This is a genomic window from uncultured Lutibacter sp. (assembly GCF_947495725.1).
Classification (GTDB): domain Bacteria; phylum Bacteroidota; class Bacteroidia; order Flavobacteriales; family Flavobacteriaceae; genus Lutibacter.
On the sequence record NZ_CANLZZ010000002.1, the window covers coordinates 267692 to 287415 of the forward strand.

Annotated in this window: 15 protein-coding genes; 3 read left to right on the top strand and 12 right to left on the bottom strand. The window is 32.7% G+C overall.

Annotation, left to right across the window (positions count from 1 at the left end):
• Positions 1–28: 28 nt before the first annotated feature.
• From Q0776_RS04920 to Q0776_RS04970, 11 genes are all read right to left on the bottom strand, one after another.
• The gene (locus Q0776_RS04920; RefSeq protein ID WP_298365625.1) at positions 29–838 is read right to left on the bottom strand and encodes an HAD family hydrolase; all 810 of its coding nucleotides are present in this window, start codon (positions 836–838) and stop codon (positions 29–31) included.
• Between the two features lie 85 nt (positions 839–923).
• Entirely contained in the window at positions 924–2558 is a 1635-nt protein-coding gene (locus Q0776_RS04925; RefSeq protein ID WP_298365628.1) for a glycoside hydrolase family 43 protein, read from the bottom strand.
• 2 nt (positions 2559–2560) lie between these two features.
• A complete protein-coding gene (locus Q0776_RS04930) occupies positions 2561–3796 on the bottom strand; it encodes a glycosyl hydrolase (RefSeq protein ID WP_298365630.1) in 1236 nt (411 codons plus the stop codon).
• Positions 3797–3829: 33 nt separating this feature from the next.
• A complete protein-coding gene (locus Q0776_RS04935) occupies positions 3830–5401 on the bottom strand; it encodes a sulfatase (protein ID WP_298365632.1) in 1572 nt (523 codons plus the stop codon).
• Between the two features lie 153 nt (positions 5402–5554).
• On the bottom strand, positions 5555–7072 hold the full coding sequence (locus Q0776_RS04940; RefSeq protein WP_298365634.1) for an alpha-L-fucosidase: 1518 nt from the start codon (positions 7070–7072) through the stop codon (positions 5555–5557).
• A gap of 33 nt (positions 7073–7105) precedes the next feature.
• Positions 7106–7759, bottom strand: a complete 654-nt coding sequence (locus tag Q0776_RS04945) for an L-rhamnose mutarotase (protein ID WP_298365636.1) — start codon at positions 7757–7759, stop codon at positions 7106–7108.
• 6 nt (positions 7760–7765) lie between these two features.
• Positions 7766–9052: an L-fucose:H+ symporter permease gene (gene fucP, locus Q0776_RS04950; protein WP_298365638.1), complete on the bottom strand. Its 1287-nt coding sequence runs from the start codon at positions 9050–9052 to the stop codon at positions 7766–7768.
• A gap of 26 nt (positions 9053–9078) precedes the next feature.
• A complete protein-coding gene (locus Q0776_RS04955) occupies positions 9079–10095 on the bottom strand; it encodes a zinc-binding alcohol dehydrogenase family protein (RefSeq protein ID WP_298365640.1) in 1017 nt (338 codons plus the stop codon).
• Complete coding sequence (locus Q0776_RS04960; RefSeq protein ID WP_298365642.1) at positions 10092–11030, bottom strand: aldo/keto reductase; 939 nt, start codon at positions 11028–11030, stop codon at positions 10092–10094. Before Q0776_RS04960 ends, Q0776_RS04955 begins: the two co-directional genes overlap by 4 nt.
• 10 nt (positions 11031–11040) lie before the next feature.
• Complete coding sequence (locus Q0776_RS04965; protein ID WP_298365644.1) at positions 11041–11802, bottom strand: glucose 1-dehydrogenase; 762 nt, start codon at positions 11800–11802, stop codon at positions 11041–11043.
• A gap of 1 nt (position 11803) precedes the next feature.
• A complete protein-coding gene (locus Q0776_RS04970; RefSeq protein WP_298365646.1) occupies positions 11804–12886 on the bottom strand; it encodes a mandelate racemase/muconate lactonizing enzyme family protein in 1083 nt (360 codons plus the stop codon).
• Positions 12887–13035: 149 nt separating this feature from the next.
• Between Q0776_RS04970 and Q0776_RS04975 the strand changes: the two genes are divergently transcribed.
• The 3 genes from Q0776_RS04975 (at position 13036) to Q0776_RS04985 (ending at position 17489) form a co-directional block, all read left to right on the top strand.
• Positions 13036–13887, top strand: a complete 852-nt coding sequence (locus Q0776_RS04975; protein WP_298365648.1) for an AraC family transcriptional regulator — start codon at positions 13036–13038, stop codon at positions 13885–13887.
• Between the two features lie 123 nt (positions 13888–14010).
• Complete coding sequence (locus tag Q0776_RS04980) at positions 14011–15462, top strand: sulfatase-like hydrolase/transferase (protein ID WP_298365650.1); 1452 nt, start codon at positions 14011–14013, stop codon at positions 15460–15462.
• Positions 15463–15500: 38 nt separating this feature from the next.
• Positions 15501–17489, top strand: a complete 1989-nt coding sequence (locus tag Q0776_RS04985) for a right-handed parallel beta-helix repeat-containing protein (protein WP_298365651.1) — start codon at positions 15501–15503, stop codon at positions 17487–17489.
• A 101-nt stretch (positions 17490–17590) separates the two neighbouring features.
• Here Q0776_RS04985 and scpA read toward each other — a convergent pair whose 3' ends face one another.
• Positions 17591–19723 (bottom strand): methylmalonyl-CoA mutase, encoded by a 2133-nt coding sequence (gene scpA, locus Q0776_RS04990; RefSeq protein ID WP_298365653.1) that lies wholly within the window; start codon positions 19721–19723, stop codon positions 17591–17593.
• Position 19724 lies beyond the last annotated feature (1 nt).

The following is a 19724-nucleotide window of genomic DNA, read 5'->3' on the forward strand; positions in this document are numbered from 1 at the left end:
AACTAGTTAACAAAAGAATTTTAAAAACTTATTTTCTAGAGTTTATAACTTGTTTAAGAATAAATTCAACGCCTTGTTCATCATTTGTTTTTGTAAGATATTTAGCTGTTTTTTTTACGTTGGTATGGGCATTTTGCATAGCATAACTAAAATCCGCTAATTCTAGCATTTTTAAGTCGTTATTATAATCTCCAAAAACCATAGTTTCTTCTTTTGAAATCTTTAATTGCTTCTGAAGGATATTTAAAGCGAAGCCTTTGTTGGCGTTTGAATGAGAAATGTCTAACCAATGTTCTCCCGAAACAATTACTTGTAATTCATTTTCCAGATGTTTAACTGCTGGGTAAATATTTGTTTCAGAACAATCAAAATGAAATGCGGCAATTTTAAAAAAAGTATCATTTGTAACTACATTTAAATCTTCAACTGTAGTATATTCCGAATAATAATTTTTAAACATTGAAATAAATGCCTTGTCTTTAGTTTCAATATAAGCTCGTTTTTTTCCACATAAAACAATATAAACATTTTTGAGTTTTCGTAAAGTATCAATGCTTTTTGTAATATATTCTGAAGGTAAACTTAACGTAAACAATTCTTGATCTCCATGCATTGCAAAAGCGCCATTTTCAGCAACAATGGTTATTTCATTTCTAATACTTTTATCAAAACGATCAACAATACTAAAGTACTGTCTTCCACTTGCTGCAATAAACTGAATGTTGAGTTTTTTTAATTGGTTGTAAATATTTAGAAATTTAGAACTCACTTCACTTTTAGAATTGAGTAAAGTTCCATCCATATCTGATACTACTAATTTTACCTTTGAAAAATCCATATCTTAATTTGAAGCAGCAAAAATAGTGTTCTTTAGCTAATTTACTGTTAATAATACATCAATATGTATTCTAAAAGATAAAAATCTACTTTGAATTTTTAAATTCAAACCAATTGAATAAAGCCTTCTTTTTACTTCTTTCACCCAATGATGTAGCGTACATTCCTACATAAGTACCATTAAAACCCCAAGCAATTTCATCTCCAAAGTTAGATAAGTCTTGTGTATCTCCAATTTGTTGTAAATCATTTTTGTTTGAACCAAAATAGAATTTTGCGTTTAGCCCATCGCCAATAATTTTTAAAGCAACATTCTTTTCTCTATAAGGTTTTTCAGCGATAATTTCACTAATTCCCTTTTCTGCATTTACTTCTTTTGCAATTGTTTTGATAAGTACAATGCTGTTTTTTTCTTTCATTAATTGGTAATGGATTGAAGATTTTCTGTATAAAACAAGGCCAGCTTTTTCATTTTCTTTTTTTGAAGAAAATTCCATATTAGTTGATGCTTCAAAATGATGAGATTTAACTCTTTTGGCTAAGTAAGAAGGATTTTTCCATTCATTTACAGTTTGTGGACGTAGATTGATTTCCATTTTACCATTTACTTGTTTAAACCAAGGAGTTTTATAATTTCTAAGACAATTCCACTCTAAATCTATGTTTTCAGAATCAAATTCATCTATAGTTTTTAGTTGAGGTACAGGAGTCCAAGGTAAATTTGGTCTTTCTTGTTCAATTTGAAGCAATCCTTTTCCAGGGTTGTAAATTGGAGTGATACCACTATCTTGTTTTGTCATTTCTACTTTAGCCAAAAATGTTTCACGTGCCAAAATTGAATACCCATCAACTGGTCGTTTTGCTAGCATAACCGACCACCAATCTCCATTTTGAGTTTGAACTAAATCTGCATGACCGGTTTGAATAATAGGATACGTATAACCTAAATGACGATGGGTCATTATAGGATTCGCGTGATTCGGAATATAAGGTCCCCAAAGTTTTTTACTATTAAAAATGGTTACAGCATGAAATTCACTCGTTCCTCCTTCACCAATCAATAACACATACTCACCGTTAATTTTATACAAATGTGGTCCTTCAGCCCAGCGAGCATTAGATGCATGGCCATAAGTTAACTGTTTTGGTTTCCCTAATAAAATTCCTTTATCTGGATCAATTTCTTGCATCCATATGCCATTTTTCCCTGGCCATTCTCTATTTGAACCGTCAATAATACCTGCTCCAGTATAATAACATTTACCATCTTCATCCCAAAAAAGTGATGGGTCAATTCCGGGTGCATCTTTAATCCACATTGGATCACTCCAAGGTCCAGCAGGGTCTTTAGCTGTAATTATAAAGTTCCCATTTTGCCCTACCATAGTTGTAATAATGTAAAACGTTCCTTTATGGTATCGAATGCTTGGAGCAAATATTCCATTGGAATTTTTTAGACCATCTTTATACATTATTTGATTAGAACGATGTAAACCGTGCCCAATTTTTTCCCAATTCACTAAATCTTTGCTTTTATGAATAGGCAAGCCAGGAAACCATTCAAAGCTTGAATTTACCATATAATAAGTGTCATCCACACGGCAAATTGAAGGGTCAGGATAAAACCCCGTAAGGATAGGATTTTTAAATGTTTTAGGAGTAGTTTGAGCAAATAATATACTGGTAAAAACTACGGTACAAAGTAAACAAAGATAGCGCATGGTTAATTGTTTTTAGATTCTGCAAATTCAGCTTTGGTATTTCTATTTCGAGAAAAACTAAACCTTGATAAATATTGATCACCTGCCCACCAAGGTTGACCGGGATAATTTTTAGAAAGATGATGCAACCCCCAACTTAAGGCTTCGGTAGGATGTTTATCATTGTCTAAAGTTGTTACTAAGCCCATAGCTGATGGTACCCAATTTATATAAGACATAATTTCAAAATTGATACCATCTTCGGAATACTGAATTGTTTGCCTTTCTGGTCCATCTGCTGATGATACCAAAGCAATTCCATCTTTATATTTCCAAACACAAATTTCATGTCCACTATGAGTAATTGGATTGTACTCTGATTTTACATAAGGCCCTTCAATGTTATCTGCAATGGCAACACCCCATCTTATTTCACGTCCACCTGCAGTATTTCTTTCTCCCATGCGTTCTCCTTTATAATACAGATAAAACTTATTTCTGTAATACAATAAAGTTGGGTCATGTACTTTTTGGCTATCAAAACTTCCTTGAGATTTTACAGCAAATCTACTGTCTTCTTCACCTAACCATTCCCCATCTTTAGCAGCTTCTAAAATTGGTGATTTTAAACGTTTCCAAGGGCCGTTTGGATTATCGGAAATTGACATCCCAACAGTATTAAATGATCGGTTTACATATGGATATTGAATACATTGATACACTAAATAGTATTTGCCATTATGAGCTAAAATTTCTGGTGTAAATACTGAGCGATCATCATATTCTCCTTGAGGTCCGTAGGTTACAGCAACACCTTGTTCTTTCCAATCCCAACCATCTTTTGATGTGGCATACCAAATTTCTGTTTTATCCCAGGGAAATACTTTTTTATCGGGATCTCCTGTTCCAAAGCCATAAGTTTTTCCTACTGATTTTGAATACCAAGTATAGTATAATCCATCTACTAGGATAACCATAGTAGGGTCACGGCGAATCACACCTTTTTCATATCCAACATCACCTTTTATGGCTTGATTGCTAAATATTCCAAACCATTCTTCGTTTTTGTGATAATTATTTCTAAGAGCTCGTTTGGAAGCAGCACTCATTTTTTCTGGATTACTAATAGCTAGGAAATCGTAATCGTCCTGAGTGTACTGCTCTTTTGTAATTTCAGTTTCTAATTTAACCTCTTTTTTTTCTTCGCAAGAAAAGAAAATTAACACAAGGCATAAGATTGTGGTAGTTAATTGTCTCATAGTATTTATTTAGTGTTTTTGACTCTCGCTAAATTAATCATTCCAATGCTTATCTACAATGTATTGTATTTTAGGATAATTCTTATCTGTTTCATTTAAATCAGCTCGAAGTTTTTTCAATTCAACTTTAAGTTCTGCAATTATGTCTTTATATTTTGGGTGATTATATCTATTATTTAATTCTTCAGGGTCGTTTTTTAAATCATAAAACTCCCAAGTATGAGGTGTCTCTCTATCTATGCCATAATATTGTGTAGCCCAATAGTGTTTATCAAATTCAGAAGGATTTAAATAATGTTTTCCATAGTAAAATATAAGTTTATAATCTTTGGTTCTAACACCAAAATGTGCTGGCACATAATGATGAATAATGTGCATCCAATATCGGTAATATGTAGCAGTTCTCCAATCCTTTTCTTCTTTACCTTTAAGAGTATTTATAAAACTTTTTCCTTGCATATAATTGGGTGTCTTACCTCCTGCCAATTCTATCATTGTTGGTGCAAAATCCGTATTGTTAATTAAAAGATCTGTTACACTTTTGGGTTTAATCATTTTAGGATAATGCATAATATAAGGCATTCTCATGGCTTCATCGTACATCCACCTTTTATCTTGTAAATCATGTTCACCTAACATCATTCCTTGATCACCTGTATAAATAATTACGGTGTTTTCCCAAAGACCTTCAGATTTTAAAAAATCGAATAGTCTCCCTAAATTATCATCAACTCCCTTAACACAACGTAAATACTTTTTCAAATAGGTTTGATAACCTTGATGCGCAGATTCTTTTCCTTTATACTTTCCTCCATTTAACATCCAATTATAATTACGGTACATATGACGGTCTGAAACTGAAGTCCCAATATAAGTGGTTAACGAGTCATTAATACCTCTAACCCCTTCAGACCCCCAATTGGGTTGATAATATAAACTAGAAGGTTCTGGAATTTCAGTATCAGCTAAAAATTCTTCATAACGTGGAGCATACTCAAAAAAGTCATGAGGGGCCTTATAATGGTGCATTAAGAAGAAAGGTTTTGATTTGTCTCGGTTAACGAGGTAATCAATGGTTAAGTCTGTAATTACATCTGATGAATGTCCTTCTGTTTTAACTTTATTATTTGGCCATTGTCCTTTACCTTTTTCATGAAAACTTGGGTTGAAATATTTTCCCTGACCAGGTAAAACCTTATAATAATCAAAAGCTACTGGTTCATTATGTAAATGCCATTTCCCAATAATAGCAGTAGAATACCCCAATTTTTTTAACTCTTTAGGGAGGTATTGTTTTTCTTGATTTAATGCAGTATCTAAATCAAGTACTCCATTGGTTTGTGGATACTGTCCTGTAATAATAGAAGCTCTACTTGGAGTACAAATAGAATTATTACAAAATGCATTATCAAAACGAATTCCTTGATTGGCTAAATTATCTAGGTTGGGTGTTAAATTTAAGTTTGAAAGCCTGCTACCATAAACTCCAAAAGCCTGAGCTGCGTGGTCGTCAGACATTATAAAAATAATATTAGGTTGCTTATTTTGAGCCAATATATTGAGGTGTAAAAGAAGCATAAACAGTGTTAAAAATTTATATTTCATAAGTTTAAAATTTATATTTATTCAGAACCGTATTCGTTAATTTTTTAGCAAGAATTTCCTTTAGTTACCAGCAGATTTCCTTAAGATTAAAATATACAAAATTACTGCGCAAGCACAATATAAACAAAGTATTTCTAGCCCGTCCTATTGAGTTTAATTTATCTTAAAAACCCAAGTGAAATCTAATGAAGCATCTATGGGCTTTTCAATTATCAGTTTATCTTCAGTTTGTTTAAACAATATTTCTCCTTTATAACCCAATAGTTCAATTGACTTTATTTTTATATTAGAAGTATTTAAATAGTTGATTGAAACCTCTTTCTTGGTTGAAGGCACCAATGCAAATGCATAAATATTCCCATTGTTTTGAGTAAATCGAATATCCTCTGTTGTAAAATTTTTATCTCTACTTTCAGCAAGGTGACCTTGAGTTGCTCTGGTAGGTCCTTCTCCAAAAATTTTCCAATGCTTAGCCCCATAAATAGCTTCTCCATTAATCTTTAGCCATTTACCCATTTCTAACAAAGTCTTTTTTTGATCATCAGGAATAGTTCCATCTTTTTTAGGTCCAATATTTAGTAATAAACAACCATTTTTACTTACAATGTCTACTAAATCTGCTATTAAGTTTTTAGAAGATTTTGGAATCCAGTTTTTAGCATAGTACCACGAGTTTTTTCCTATTGATGTATCTGTTTGCCAGTATTCTGTTAAAATTTTATCTGATTTACTTCGTTCCAAATCGAACATATGAGTTCCTTTAGGGTACGATTCAAATTTGAAGTTTTTGGTTTGTAAAACCACCTCTTTTTGCCGATTTACACCTGAATTGTAAAAGTATGCAGCCAATTTTTTATGATAAGGAACAAACTCAGGTCTATCTAAATAAAAATCGAACCATAAAATATCTGGCTGGTATTTATCTATAATTTCCTTTGTTCTTGGCCACCAAGTTTTTTCTAACCAATCTGAACTTACAGAATCTCCCATTTGGTGAGGAGGTGCATACAAATCGGCATATTCTGGGTTGCCTGTATCAAAATAGTCTTGTTGGTTGTAAAAATTATAGTTAAAAGCCAAATGAGAACTGGCACCAAAAATTAATCCTTGTTTTTTAATTTCATCAGCTAATGCCTTAAAAACATCATATTTAGGCCCTATATTAGCTGAATTCCAAGGTGTTATACTTGATTCGTATAAAGCGAAACCATCGTGATGTTCAGCGACTGGAATTACATATTGTGCTCCGGCTTCTTTAAACAAACTAACCCATTCGGTTGGGTTAAAATTCTCCATAGTCCATAACGGAATTAGATCTTTGTAACCAAAATCTTTTTGGTCACCAAACTTTGCTTTATGGTAGGCAAATGCTGGATGCGGTTTTTTATTGATTATTTCTCCTGTTTGGGGGTTTATAATTCCGTCATCCAAATACATCCATCTAGGATACCAATCTGTATGCAATTCAGCAACTGAATTTGGTCCCCAATGAATAAATATTCCAAACTTGGTATCTTTCATCCATTGCGGAATTTTGTACTGTTCAAGGCTTTTCCAATTTTCTTGGTAGGTTACAGTTTTGGTCTCTGCTTTATCTGGTTTAGCCTCGTTACAAGCTAAGAATGAGGTCAAGAGTACAAGAATTGCTAATTTATGGAATGTGATTTTCATAAGTTTCAATTTTATATTAGCGGTAATTTTCGATCATTGTAAAAAGTTAATTTTTTCCATATCTATCCATTTTTCTTGAATGGAACTTTCCGGACTTGTACGTTGGAATTTAGCCACATACTCTTGCCACTCATTTTCACGTGGAAGTTTCTGCCATTTAGGACCTGCTTTTTCTAAATCAAAATTCGGTTTAGTGTCCATTATCAAAATGGCTTGGTTACCGTTTAAATATATTTCCATATCCTTAACACCAACAGATTTCATGTTTGAGGTTATTTCTGGCCAAGCTTTACCTATGCTGTGAGCTTTTTTATATTCAGCTATTAAATTTGGATCTTCTTCTAAAAGTAACGTCCAAACAAATCTTTTAATGTTTCCTAATTTTGTTTTTAATTGTCCTTCGTTAGCTAAATAAATCTCAGTTTGATCTAATTCATAAATGCGTTCTAAAGCTTTAGGTTGAAGTAGCCCTTTTTCAAATACTTTTTTCACATCATTAAAGCTCTTATTTGGAAGCACATCCACAATAAAAAAATATTGATTTCCCTTTTGATATCCTTCTAAATTTAAAATTCCATTAGCATTTATTTTTTCTATATCATTCTTAAAAAAAGCAGATATAGTTTGTCTTGAAACAGTTTTTAAAAAAAAGGTAAAACGTCTAAATTGATTGATTGAATATTCCATAAGAATCTAGTTTGAAACTTCAGACCTTTCTTTAATATTTACTTTATGCCCTGCAATAGCAAAAAATAGTAAATAGACATAGCAAATAAGTGGAATAATAAACGAATAACGAATGTTGTAAACGTCAGAAATATACCCCATTAATGGTGGGACAATGGCGCCACCAACAATTCCTAAAAGGAATACTGAAGAACCTGTTTTAGTATATCCACCTAAATCTTTCATACTCAAGCTAAAAATAATGGGATACACTATCGATGTAAATAGCCCTACAGAGGCCAAGCATCCTAAAGAGAAATACCCACTTGAAGTCATTGCAATAGAAACCATTGCAAAGGCGCCAATACTGCAAAAAGCTAACACTCTTGCTGGTTTAAATATATTCAATATATAAACTCCAACTAATCGACCAAGCAAAACCAAAGCCATAAAAATGGTGATAAAAATTGCTGAATTTTGCTCTGTCAAGTCTGGAATATCTAACCATTTTGCATAACGAATAATAAAACTAACAATACCAACTTCGGCACCTACATAAAAGAATTCTGCTCCAACACCATAAAGAGTATGCTTGAATTTTAAAATATCTTTTAGAGGCTTTTTCTCTGAAGAATTATCGTCACCATCTTTTATTTCAGGTAAGTTTACAAAAAGTACAACAATCGCTATCAAGGCAAGAATACCTCCTAATATTAAATAGGGTGCTTTAACCAAATCTGCTTCGCCTGTTAAAAAAGTCTGTAACTCTGCACTCGAAAAAGAATCAATGGTTGTTTGTTCAATATCTACTTCGTGGAGTAAAAGTTTTGCAGCAAGAAAAGGCGCAATGGTTGCACCTAACGAACCTATTGCTGCAGATAAACTCAATCTGCTGGAAGCTCCATCTGGGTCCCCTAATTTTGTAATATAAGGGGATGCAGTTACTTCTAAAATAGCGAAACCAGCGGCCATGATAAACAATGCCGCTAAAAAGAAAGAATAGATTCTAGTTTCTGCAGCTGGAAAGAATAAAAAAGCTCCTAACGCTGCAACTATTAAACCGGTGATAATTCCTGTTCGATATCCTTTTTTCTGGATATACCAACCAGCGGGCAGCGCTACAATAAAATAGGCTCCAAAAAATGCGGATTGAACTAACGAGGACTCAAAATCGGTTAATTCGCATGCTCGCTTCAAATGTGGAATAAGGACGTCGTTAATATTCCTACTTAAATTCCAAAAAAACATCAATAACATAATGATGATTAATGGAACAAGATATTTTGAAGTTGTTATACTTTTTGATTTGGACATAGTTGAATATTGTTTGGTGTAAATTATTATAGCTCAATTACGGCTTTAATTAAATCTTTATGGGTGTACAGTTTTTCAAATTCTGTTGGAACATCATCAAAACTCATTCTATGAGTAATAAATGATGTGGCATTAATTTTACCTGCTTCAATTAATCTAATAATTCGACTAAAATCTTCACCCATTGCAGCTCTACTAGCTTTTAAGGTTAATTCTTTTTTATGAAAATTAGGATCGTTAAAAACTACATCACCCATAAAAAGACCAATAAATACAATAGTTCCGCCTGCAGCTGCATATTTAAAGGTGTTCATCATAGATGTTGAATTTCCTGTAGCGTCTAAAACAATGGTTGGTAAATCGCCATCTAATAATTCAGCTAGTGATTCTTCTACATCTCCAAGTGCATTGATAGTATCACTTATTTTAGTAATCTCTTTGCATTTTTCAAGCTTTACATCATCAATATCCATAGCAATAACTCTTGCTCCTGTTAATTGTGCAAACTGAATAGTTCCTAAACCAATTGGACCTGCTCCAATTACCAAAACAATATCGTTGTGTGATATTTGTGCTCTATCTACCGCATGACAGCCTATTGCTAGAGGCTCTATCATTGCTAATTGATCTTCCGTTAAGGTGTTAGATACATGTAAAAACTTAGCTGGATATTTAAAATACTCTTGCATTCCTCCATCTACATGCACACCCAAAACTCTTAAATTATCACCACAATTTGGCTTTCCATTTCTTACAGCTTGGTTTACACCCTCATTGTAATATGGCTCAACAGAACATTGGTCTCCAACGTTTACGGTTTCAACATCATTTGCTATTGCAACTACTTCTACAGCTAGTTCATGACCTAAAATTCTAGGGTAACTAAAAAAAGGTTGACTTCCATTAAATGCGTGTAAATCTGTTCCACAAACACCGATTTTTTTTACTTTAACCAAAGCTTCTCCTGGCAAAAGTGTTTTATCAAGTTCAGGGATTTGCAATGCTTCCCATTTTCCTGGTTCATTCAATCTTATTGCTTTCATGATATTATTATTTCTGTAATTTCATTAAAAATTTGTTCTGGTAATTTCCCAGCATTCCAATCATCAATAGTTGCTTTTATTTGTTCAGGTGTTCTTGCACCCATTACCACCCTGTCTGCTTCTTTTATGGAAAATAAATAACGTTGAGAAAGTGTAGCTAAAGACATTTTGTATTTATCTGCAACTTCTTTAACTCTAATAGCGTTTTCCAAATCTAATTGAGTAATCCATTCACCATCAACGCCATCTTTTTTGTAAGTTTCAAAACGATTTCCTAATAATGAAAAGTGTAGGGCAGAAGCTGCGTAATAAGTAATTCCTTCATTGTGATATTTTTGAATTTCTCCATTAAAAGCAGATAAATTACAAGCATCCATATGTAAAAAACCAGAAACTACATCAAAGTTTTCTTTGGTTACAAAAGGCATAAATTCTTGAGAAGGATTTCCACCAACTCCTAAAGATTTAACCAACCCTTCAGATTTAAATCCTTTTAAGGTATTTAAAACTTCATCAATATTTCCCATAGGAACCAATTGAGGTTCGTGTAAAAACAATAAGTCTATTTGGTCTAAACCTAATGTTTTTAAGCTATTATCTAGACTTCGTTTCATACCATCTGTACTGTAATCTAGTTTCACTTCAAAAGCATCTTTTCCTTTTAAGCGTCCAATTTTAGTACTTATAAAAGGTTTTTTGCCTTTCCATTCTTTTAAAGCCATTCCTACATAATATTCTGCGTTTGCATAAGAAGGAGCGGTATCTAAAGCTTCAATTCCATGTTTAAAAGAATACAATAAAGCATCAATAGAATCACGCTGATCTACTTTTCCCCAAACACCTCCTAAACCAGAAGTTCCGTAAACTAGTCGGCTTTCGTTGTTAAATGCAGGGCTTTTTGAGTAATCACCAGTTATATATGTTGGTTTTTTCATTGTTTTTAATTTAAAAATTTACGGTTGCACCACCATCAACAGGTAATACAACTCCTGTTATGTATTTTGCACCTTCAGAACTTAAAAATACAGCTGCATTACCAATATCGCTAGTTTGTCCAAAATGGTCCATAGCAATTCGATTAGTTATTTGTTGTTTTCTCTCTTGATCGTTATTAATAGCATTTAAAAACATGTTAGATTCTATCCATCCTGGAGCAATTGCATTTACACGTACATTACTTGTAGAATATTCTGTTACCAAAGCGTTAACGAGTCCTGTTAGTGCTGTTTTAGATGTTCCGTAAGCTACCACTTTATCAATGCCAAATAATCCTGCCATAGAACCAATCATTATAATTGATCCTTTTTTTCTTGGAAGCATATATTTTGCACATTCGCGAGTTAAAGCGAAAACAGACATTACATTGGTTTGTAAGATTCTTTCAAAATCTTCATCGGCAGTATCTTGAGCCATTCCTTTATAATGGATTCCAGCATTGTTTACCAAAATTTCTAATGGTCCAATATTAGTTTCAATATCTTTTACCAAGTTTGGAATTTCCTTTTTATTGGTAATATCATTTACACGATAATGTGCATTTTTTCCTAATTCAGCCACTGCTTCTTCTAGAACTTCTTCTCTTCTGCCGGTTAAAACTACTGTAGCTCCAGCTTCAATATATGCTTTTGCAATACCAAGTCCAATTCCTGTTCCACCACCGGTAATTAATGCAATTTTATTCTCTAATGAAAAAACTTCTAATCCCATATTATTTTATTTCAGTTAAACAATCATCTATAAAATTGAATCCCCAACCAGGTAAATCGTGTGGTTGTGCACAACCATCTTTAAGCACCATTGGATTGTCAATTAATGGATCTACCCAATCAAAAGATTCTGCACCAACTCCATTTGGAATTGTACACAATAACGGTACATCATAATCTTTATAATAATGAGGTAATACTGGTAAGTTGAAACTTTGAGCTAATGCAGCACTTTCACGCCATTTTTCTACACCACCAATTCTTAAAATATCTGGTTGCCAAATATCTAATGCATTTCTACTAGCCAATTCTCTTAAAGGTAAAGTGTCAAATTCGCGCTCACCCATAGCTAAAGAAATACCTGCTTGGTTCTTTAAAATTTCAAATGCTTGAAAGTTTTGGTGATTAACAGGCTCTTCAAACCAGTTTATATTTAGTTCCTTTGCTTGACGAGATAATTTCATTGCAGAAGGTAAATCCATACCTTGGTTAGCATCCATCATAATATCAACTTTATCACCTACAGCATCACGTACCAAGCGTAAACGCTCTACATCGGTACTTACTTTTGGTGAACCAACTTTAATTTTTACTGCTTTAAATCCTCTATTGGCGTAATCTGTAACTTCTTCGATAAGTTCGTCAATAGAATAAGAAATCCAACCTCCACTGCCATAAATAGATACTTTTTCTTTACATACACCCAGAATTTTATGAACAGGTTGGTTTAAAGTTTTACCCCAAGCATCCCACATTGCAATATTTACTGCAGCTTGAGCCCATCTATTAATACCTTGATTACCAAAATATTCTCCTAAATGATTTAATTTGTCATATACAATTCCCATTTCGTTGGTTTTATGTCCAATAATATGCGGAATGACATCTTTCAAAGCTCCAACAATAGCATTTGGCGAATACTGAAATGATAATAAATAAGACTCTCCAACCACACCATTTTCTAGTTGAATTCGAAGTATTAAAAACGAAATTTCTGTTAGCGTATGGGTAGCATCCGAAATTGGTTTTTTTAAAGGTGTAGATGCTTTAAAAATTTTAAGGTCTCTTATTTCTAAATTTTTCATTTTAAATTAGGTATTTATTGATGCAAATATCATTAATTTGTTTGTTGAATTAATATAGAATATTACACTAACTATGTACTATATTGATTAATATTGATTTTACTTTTAAATTTACATCAATAGTTTGCATTTTTTAGTATTTTTATTTTATGAAGGCTCAATTAAAACAAGTTACTACATCACCAAATAATTCATTTAAAGTTAAACTATTTGAGGAGAAAGAATTTAAGGCTGAATGGCATTTTCACCCACAATATGAACTCACTTTTATGATTCAAAGTTCAGGAATAAGATATGTTGGAGATTCTATGCAGCAATTTAATAGGGGTGATTTGGTTTTGGTAGGAAAAAATGTTCCACATTCTTGGAAAACTATTGATGCTAAAAATAAGCCTGTTAAATGCGTAATAATTCAATGGGATGATTCATTATTACTCAATTGGCTTGATAAACCTGAATTTACAAGTATTAAAAAACTCTTGTCAAAATCGAGTTATGGGATTTCTTTTGATGTTGAAACTGCTCTTTCTCTTGAAAATTCGTTTAGTGCCATTTATGAACAAAGTCCATTTGAGCGAATATTAACTTTTTTAAACATTTTAAATGTTTTGGCTACAAGTGCTTCAATTGAATTACTAGCAGGGCCAAGTTTTGGAAAAGATCTTTCTTTAAAAGAAAGTACAAGAGTAAATGTAATTAATAGTTATATTAAAGATAATTTCCAAAATGAACCTTCGTTAACCGAACTATCAAATAAGTTATCTCTAAGTAAAGAAGCTTTTTGCCGTTTTTTTAAAAAAACATTTGACAAAACATATTCAAGTTATGTTAATGAATATAAAATAACCATTGCTAGTAAAATGCTAATAGAAACAGATTTGTCTGTATCACAAGTAGGGTATGCCTCAGGGTTTAACAATTTATCTTTTTTTTATAGGCAGTTTAAAAAGTACAAGCAAAAATCTCCTAATGCTTATAGGCAATTATATCAACGAATTTAATTTAGTCAATTGGATTTAATTTGCCATTTTTAATGAGGAGTTTGAAGTAAATGTTTTATAAAACACAATAAATATATAGAAAAATCTAAATTTTAAAATGAAATTATTAATACCATTTGAATAATGAAAACCTTTAAACTTACAATTCTATTTTTGCTACAATGCTTTTTGATTTATGGTCAACAAGAGAAAAAACCAAACATCATTTTTTTGATGATAGATGATTGCAGCGCTGTTGAATTCTCTTGTTATGCAACATCAAAACACGCTTCTGGAAATAAAACTCCAGTAATTGATGCTTTGGCTTATGAAGGCGTACAATTCACTACGTGTTGGGCTTCTCCATTATGTATGCCAGCAAGAGCCATGTTAATGTCCGGTAAATACGGTTCAAAAACAGGGGTGTTTGGCAACAAGTTGAGTAACCATAATCCAAATTTTGCAAAAAAACATATACCAATGTCTAAAGTTTTAAAAGATGAAGGATATGAAACTGCTATTTCAGGAAAATGGCATTTACCGGGTAATGCAGGGCAAAAAGAGTATGGGTTTGATGAATATTCCCTATTAGGAGGCTATTTTAATCCCTTTGAAGGTAAAGTAGTTTGGGATGGGCTTTGGTTTTCTTGGTCTAAACCTTCTGAAACTTTTAAAGACAAGGCAATAATAGGGAGTAAAAAAGGACAATATCCTGCACTCTATTGGAACGGATGTGTAATAAATAATGGTGAATTACAACCTAGTGATACTAACACTTTTGCGCCAGATATTTGTCAAAAATTCGCATTAGATTTTATTAAAAAAGAACGAGATAAACCTTTCTTTTTATATTACCCAATGGTTTTGCCACACGATCCTTGGTTTGAAACGCCAGTTGCAAATAGTACTAATAAAAGATCTAAACCTGGTTTTAGCTCCCAAATTAAGCGATTAGAATATTATGTAGACGAATTAGTGCAAACATTAAAAGAGTCAAATGTTTATGATAATACAATTATATTTTTTACCGCAGACAATGCAACTTTAGCTAATGGAAAGGGTTCTTGTTCAGAACTTGGAGTTCGGGTGCCACTTATTGTTTTTGGAGGCGCACTTAAAAATAAAGGAGTTAGCGATGTTATGGTTGATTTTACCGATATGTATCCAACAGTTTTAGAAGTTGCAGGTGTTAATACTTCAAGCATAAAAGAATTAGACGGTGTAAGTTTTAAACCTGTTCTTGAAAACAAACCATTTAAGGAAAAACCTTATGTATTTAGTTTTTTAGACTTAGAGAGAACGGTAAGAACAAAAAAATATATGATGGATGGCCACGGAGGTATTTGGAAGTGTGCACCATCTGGAAATTTATTAGATTATACACCTATGGAGGAAAGCGAAAAAACTCAACAAATTAGGGCTGAACTCACCAAAATAATAAAGTCTTTTAAACTACCATCAATTGAAATGTTCGGAAATGAGAGAATTGAAAAGGCTCGTGGCAATTATAATTGGCCTTCTTTTCATTCAACCACTTTAGCAGCCTATAAAAATGGCGATAACTGGATGTATAATAAACGAAGATTAAAAGAATAACAACTACAGTGTTAAAACAAATATTAAAAAAAGCAACTATGAGATTAACTCCAATTTATACGTTATTAATTTTTTCGCTACTTGTATTTACAGTTTCAAGCTGTAGAGAAACTAATAATGTGCAATACCATGTTAGCATAACTGGAAACGACACTAATGATGGTTCCATTGATTCACCTTTTAAATCAATAAAACGAGCTATAATTGAAACAAGAAAAACCAATGGAGAGAAAACTATTCTTATTCACCCAGGAAAATACTACAATGTAAATATAAAACTGACCAATAAAGATAATAGCTTAGTTATAAAAGCTGGGAGTGAAGTAGCACCCACTTTATTTGGAGGTGTTAAATTCACTGATTTTAAAACTGAGGATAAATTTATTTATGCTGAAGTGCCCAATACAAGAAATAGAGAATGGGATTTTAGAATGATTCAAGTAAATGGCAACTATCAAGAAAGAGCGCGATTTCCAGAAAAAGGAGCATTTACTCATTTAAATGTTTTTGATGTTAGGTGGCTGTCATCTGAAGCTGGTGGCTGGGAAAGAAAACCAACGCAAACAGAAAAAACAACACTAAAATATATTCCTGAAGATTTAAATCCTGAAATAGATATCAATAATGCTGAATTAACCATTTATCACGAATGGGATGAAACACTTGTAGGGCTCAAAGAACATGATAAAAAGAATCATATTCTAAAATTCGATAATGAAAGTCAGCACCCTCCAGGAGCTTTTGCAAAAAGAAATAAAAATGCACAAACTTATGTGGTTTGGAATACCAAAGAAGGTATGCTAAAACCTGGGCAGTGGTATTTAGATAGAACTCGTGAACGATTGTATTATTGGCCTGAAAAAGGTGAAGATATATCAAAACTTGAGGTTGTTGTGCCAAAACATCAAAATATAATTTCTTTAGAACCAAACACAAAAAATATAACTATTGAAGGTTTAAATTTATCTTCTACAACCACAAAACTGATTACTGGTGGTTATGGAGCAAATCGTTTTGAAGGAGCAATTAGCGGAAAAAAGGTTAGTGATATTTCACTCAAAAACGTAACTATAAAAAATGTTGGTGGCTGGGGAATTCGACTTAACGGTGATAATATTTCAGTAAAAGAAAGTGAAATATATAACTGTGGTGCCGGTGCTATTTCATTTAGAGCTAATAATTTCAGAATAAAAAATAACAAATTACATGATATTGGTTTAGTATATATGAGTGCTGTTGGTATTATTGGAGGTGGAAATAACAATACTATTTCTTATAATGAAATTTACAATATGCCTTATTGTGGAATTAATGGATTAGGTAATAATTCATTAGTCGAAGGCAATGTAATTCATAATATAAAAACCTTCATGCAAGATGGAGGAGCTATTTATATGTTTGGCCATAAAAACACAATTGTAAAAGATAATGTTGTTCTATCTAAACTAGAATCTGGAATTAATGTTTATGCTTACTATTTAGATGAAGGCTGTGAAAACTGTGTTGTAGAAAATAATTTATCCTATAACGCAGCAGTTCCTGTTCAAGCTCATATGACACGTAATTGCACTTATAAAAACAATGTTTTCCTTGATAAAGGATTACAATCTATTGCTTATGCAAATTCCTCTGACATGACATTTGAAAAAAATGTTTTAGTTGCAAATTCAATTATTTTTAAAGGACCAACAAACACATCACCTGAGCATATTAAAGGTGAATTAGGGAAAGTTATGAAAGGTTATTCTTCGGCAATTGGTATTACCTCTTGGAAAAATAATATTTTCAATAGTGATTCAAAAAGCATAAGATTAAGACAATTAGCACAATATGATGCAGTTGCAGAAGATGAGTTAACCCCAATTGAAGGAACTATTTTTTCAAATGTTGAACTAAAAGGAATTGAAACAGGTCAATTAAATTTAACAACAGATTCAATAGTAAAGTCACAAGGAATTCAACTTAAAGATTTTTCTAAAGCGGGATATAAAACAAACCTAACAGAGCTAATAAATTATTATTATTGAAATTGCTTTAAACCTTTTTTTGGTTATTAAGAATTACAATAGAAAACAAAAATCCCGAACAAATGAATGTTCGGGATTTTTTATATCTAAAATCTAGAAGCTTATTCTTGCTCTAAATATTTTTCCATAATTGTAATTGCTGATTCTGAAATAACAGTACCAGGACCAAATACAGCAGCTACTTTTCTTTCGAATAAGTATTCATAGTCTTGAGCTGGAATAACTCCACCTGCAAATACCATAATATCAGGTCTTCCTAAACGTGCTAATTCTTCAATTAATTGAGGAATTAATGTTTTATGACCAGCAGCTAAACTTGATGCACCTACAAAGTGAACATCGTTTTCAATAGCTTGTTTTGCAACTTCTTCAGGAGTTTGGAATAAAGATCCCATATCCACATCAAAACCTAAATCAGCGAAACTAGATGCAACTACTTTTGCACCTCTATCGTGACCGTCTTGACCCATTTTTGCAATCATAACTCTTGGTCTTCTACCTTCTATTTCTGCAAATTTATCAGCTAATTTTTGAGCTTTTGCAAACGTACTATCGTTATCTACTTCTTTACCGTACACACCACTTATTAATTTAGTATCCGCTTTATGTCTTCCAAAATGAACTTCTAAAGCATCAGAAATTTCACCTAAAGTAGCAAAATTTTCCGCAGCTTCAACAGCAAGTTCTAATAAGTTACCTTTAGCACCGCCAGCACAATCTTCTAATGCTTTTAGTTTTGCAGCAACAACTTCTGAATTACGTTCAGCTTTTAATTTATTTAAACGAGCAATTTGAGAATCTCTAACCACTGTATTGTCAACCTCTAAAATTTCGATGTTAGATTTTTCAGCTGTTTGGAATTTGTTTACACCAACTAAAATATCTTGACCAGAATCTAAACGAGCTTGTTTACGTGCAGAAGCTTCTTCAATACGTAATTTTGGAACTCCAGTTTCAATAGCTTTTGCCATTCCACCAAGTTCTTCAACTTCCTCAATTAATTTCCAAGCTTTTTTAGCAATCTCTTGTGTTAAGTACTCAACATAGTAAGAACCAGCCCAAGGATCAACCGCTTTGGTCATTTGCGTTTCATCTTGAATAAAGATTTGCGTGTTACGTGCAATACGTGCAGAGAAATCTGTTGGTAAAGCAATAGCTTCATCCAATGCATTTGTGTGTAGTGATTGCGTTCCACCTAAACCAGCAGCCATAGCTTCAATACAAGTACGTGCTACGTTGTTGAAAGGATCTTGCTCACTTAAACTCCATCCTGAAGTTTGACTATGCGTACGCAATGCCATTGACTTTGGATTTTTTGGGTTGAAAGACTTAATGATTTTTGCCCAAAGCATACGTGCAGCACGCATTTTTGCAATTTCCATAAAGTGATTCATACCAACCGCCCAGAAGAATGATAAACGTGGAGCAAACTCATCAATTTTTAAACCAGATTTTAATCCAGTTCTAATGTACTCCATACCATCTGCTAATGTATAAGCCAATTCAATATCTGCAGTTGCACCAGCTTCTTGCATATGGTAACCAGAGATAGAAATTGAGTTAAACTTTGGCATATTTTGAGTTGTATAATCAAAAATATCTCCAATAATTTTCATTGAAGGTGCAGGTGGGTAAATGTAAGTGTTACGCACCATAAATTCCTTTAAAATATCATTCTGAATTGTTCCAGAAAGTTTGTCTAAAGAAACACCTTGTTTTCTTGCAGCAGCAATATAAAAGGCCATAATTGGTAATACAGCACCATTCATTGTCATAGAAACAGACATTTTATCTAATGGAATTTGATCGAACAAAATTTCCATATCTAAAATAGAATCTATAGCAACACCAGCTTTACCAACATCACCAGTTACACGTGGGTGATCAGAATCGTATCCACGGTGTGTAGCTAAATCAAAAGCAACTGAAAGTCCTTTTTGACCTGCAGCTAAATTTCTTCTGTAAAAAGCATTTGATTCTTCTGCAGTTGAGAAACCTGCGTATTGACGAACCGTCCAAGGACGCATAGCGTACATTGCGCTATAAGGACCTCTTAAAAATGGTGGTACACCAGCAGCGTAACCTAAATGTTCTGCTTCTGAAATATCTTCTTTTGCAAATTGTTTTTTTACAGGGATTCCTTCAGGAGTATTCCAAACGTCTTGATTCTCTGAAGTTGCAGCTGTTTGCTTAACAGCTGAATTTAATTTTATATCTGAAAAATCTGGTTTCATA

What these genes read in the sequence shown, in the direction of transcription:
- Q0776_RS04920 (WP_298365625.1), bottom strand. Translation starts at nt 838, where the DNA reads ATGGATTTTTCAAAGGTAAAATTAGTAGTATCAGATATGGATGGAACT.
- Q0776_RS04925 (WP_298365628.1), bottom strand. Translation starts at nt 2,558, where the DNA reads ATGCGCTATCTTTGTTTACTTTGTACCGTAGTTTTTACCAGTATATTA.
- Q0776_RS04930 (WP_298365630.1), bottom strand. Translation starts at nt 3,796, where the DNA reads ATGAGACAATTAACTACCACAATCTTATGCCTTGTGTTAATTTTCTTT.
- Q0776_RS04935 (WP_298365632.1), bottom strand. Translation starts at nt 5,401, where the DNA reads ATGAAATATAAATTTTTAACACTGTTTATGCTTCTTTTACACCTCAAT.
- Q0776_RS04940 (WP_298365634.1), bottom strand. Translation starts at nt 7,072, where the DNA reads ATGAAAATCACATTCCATAAATTAGCAATTCTTGTACTCTTGACCTCA.
- Q0776_RS04945 (WP_298365636.1), bottom strand. Translation starts at nt 7,759, where the DNA reads ATGGAATATTCAATCAATCAATTTAGACGTTTTACCTTTTTTTTAAAA.
- fucP (WP_298365638.1), bottom strand. Translation starts at nt 9,052, where the DNA reads ATGTCCAAATCAAAAAGTATAACAACTTCAAAATATCTTGTTCCATTA.
- Q0776_RS04955 (WP_298365640.1), bottom strand. Translation starts at nt 10,095, where the DNA reads ATGAAAGCAATAAGATTGAATGAACCAGGAAAATGGGAAGCATTGCAA.
- Q0776_RS04960 (WP_298365642.1), bottom strand. Translation starts at nt 11,030, where the DNA reads ATGAAAAAACCAACATATATAACTGGTGATTACTCAAAAAGCCCTGCA.
- Q0776_RS04965 (WP_298365644.1), bottom strand. Translation starts at nt 11,802, where the DNA reads ATGGGATTAGAAGTTTTTTCATTAGAGAATAAAATTGCATTAATTACC.
- Q0776_RS04970 (WP_298365646.1), bottom strand. Translation starts at nt 12,886, where the DNA reads ATGAAAAATTTAGAAATAAGAGACCTTAAAATTTTTAAAGCATCTACA.
- Q0776_RS04975 (WP_298365648.1), top strand. Translation starts at nt 13,036, where the DNA reads ATGAAGGCTCAATTAAAACAAGTTACTACATCACCAAATAATTCATTT.
- Q0776_RS04980 (WP_298365650.1), top strand. Translation starts at nt 14,011, where the DNA reads ATGAAAACCTTTAAACTTACAATTCTATTTTTGCTACAATGCTTTTTG.
- Q0776_RS04985 (WP_298365651.1), top strand. Translation starts at nt 15,501, where the DNA reads ATGAGATTAACTCCAATTTATACGTTATTAATTTTTTCGCTACTTGTA.
- scpA (WP_298365653.1), bottom strand. Translation starts at nt 19,723, where the DNA reads ATGAAACCAGATTTTTCAGATATAAAATTAAATTCAGCTGTTAAGCAA.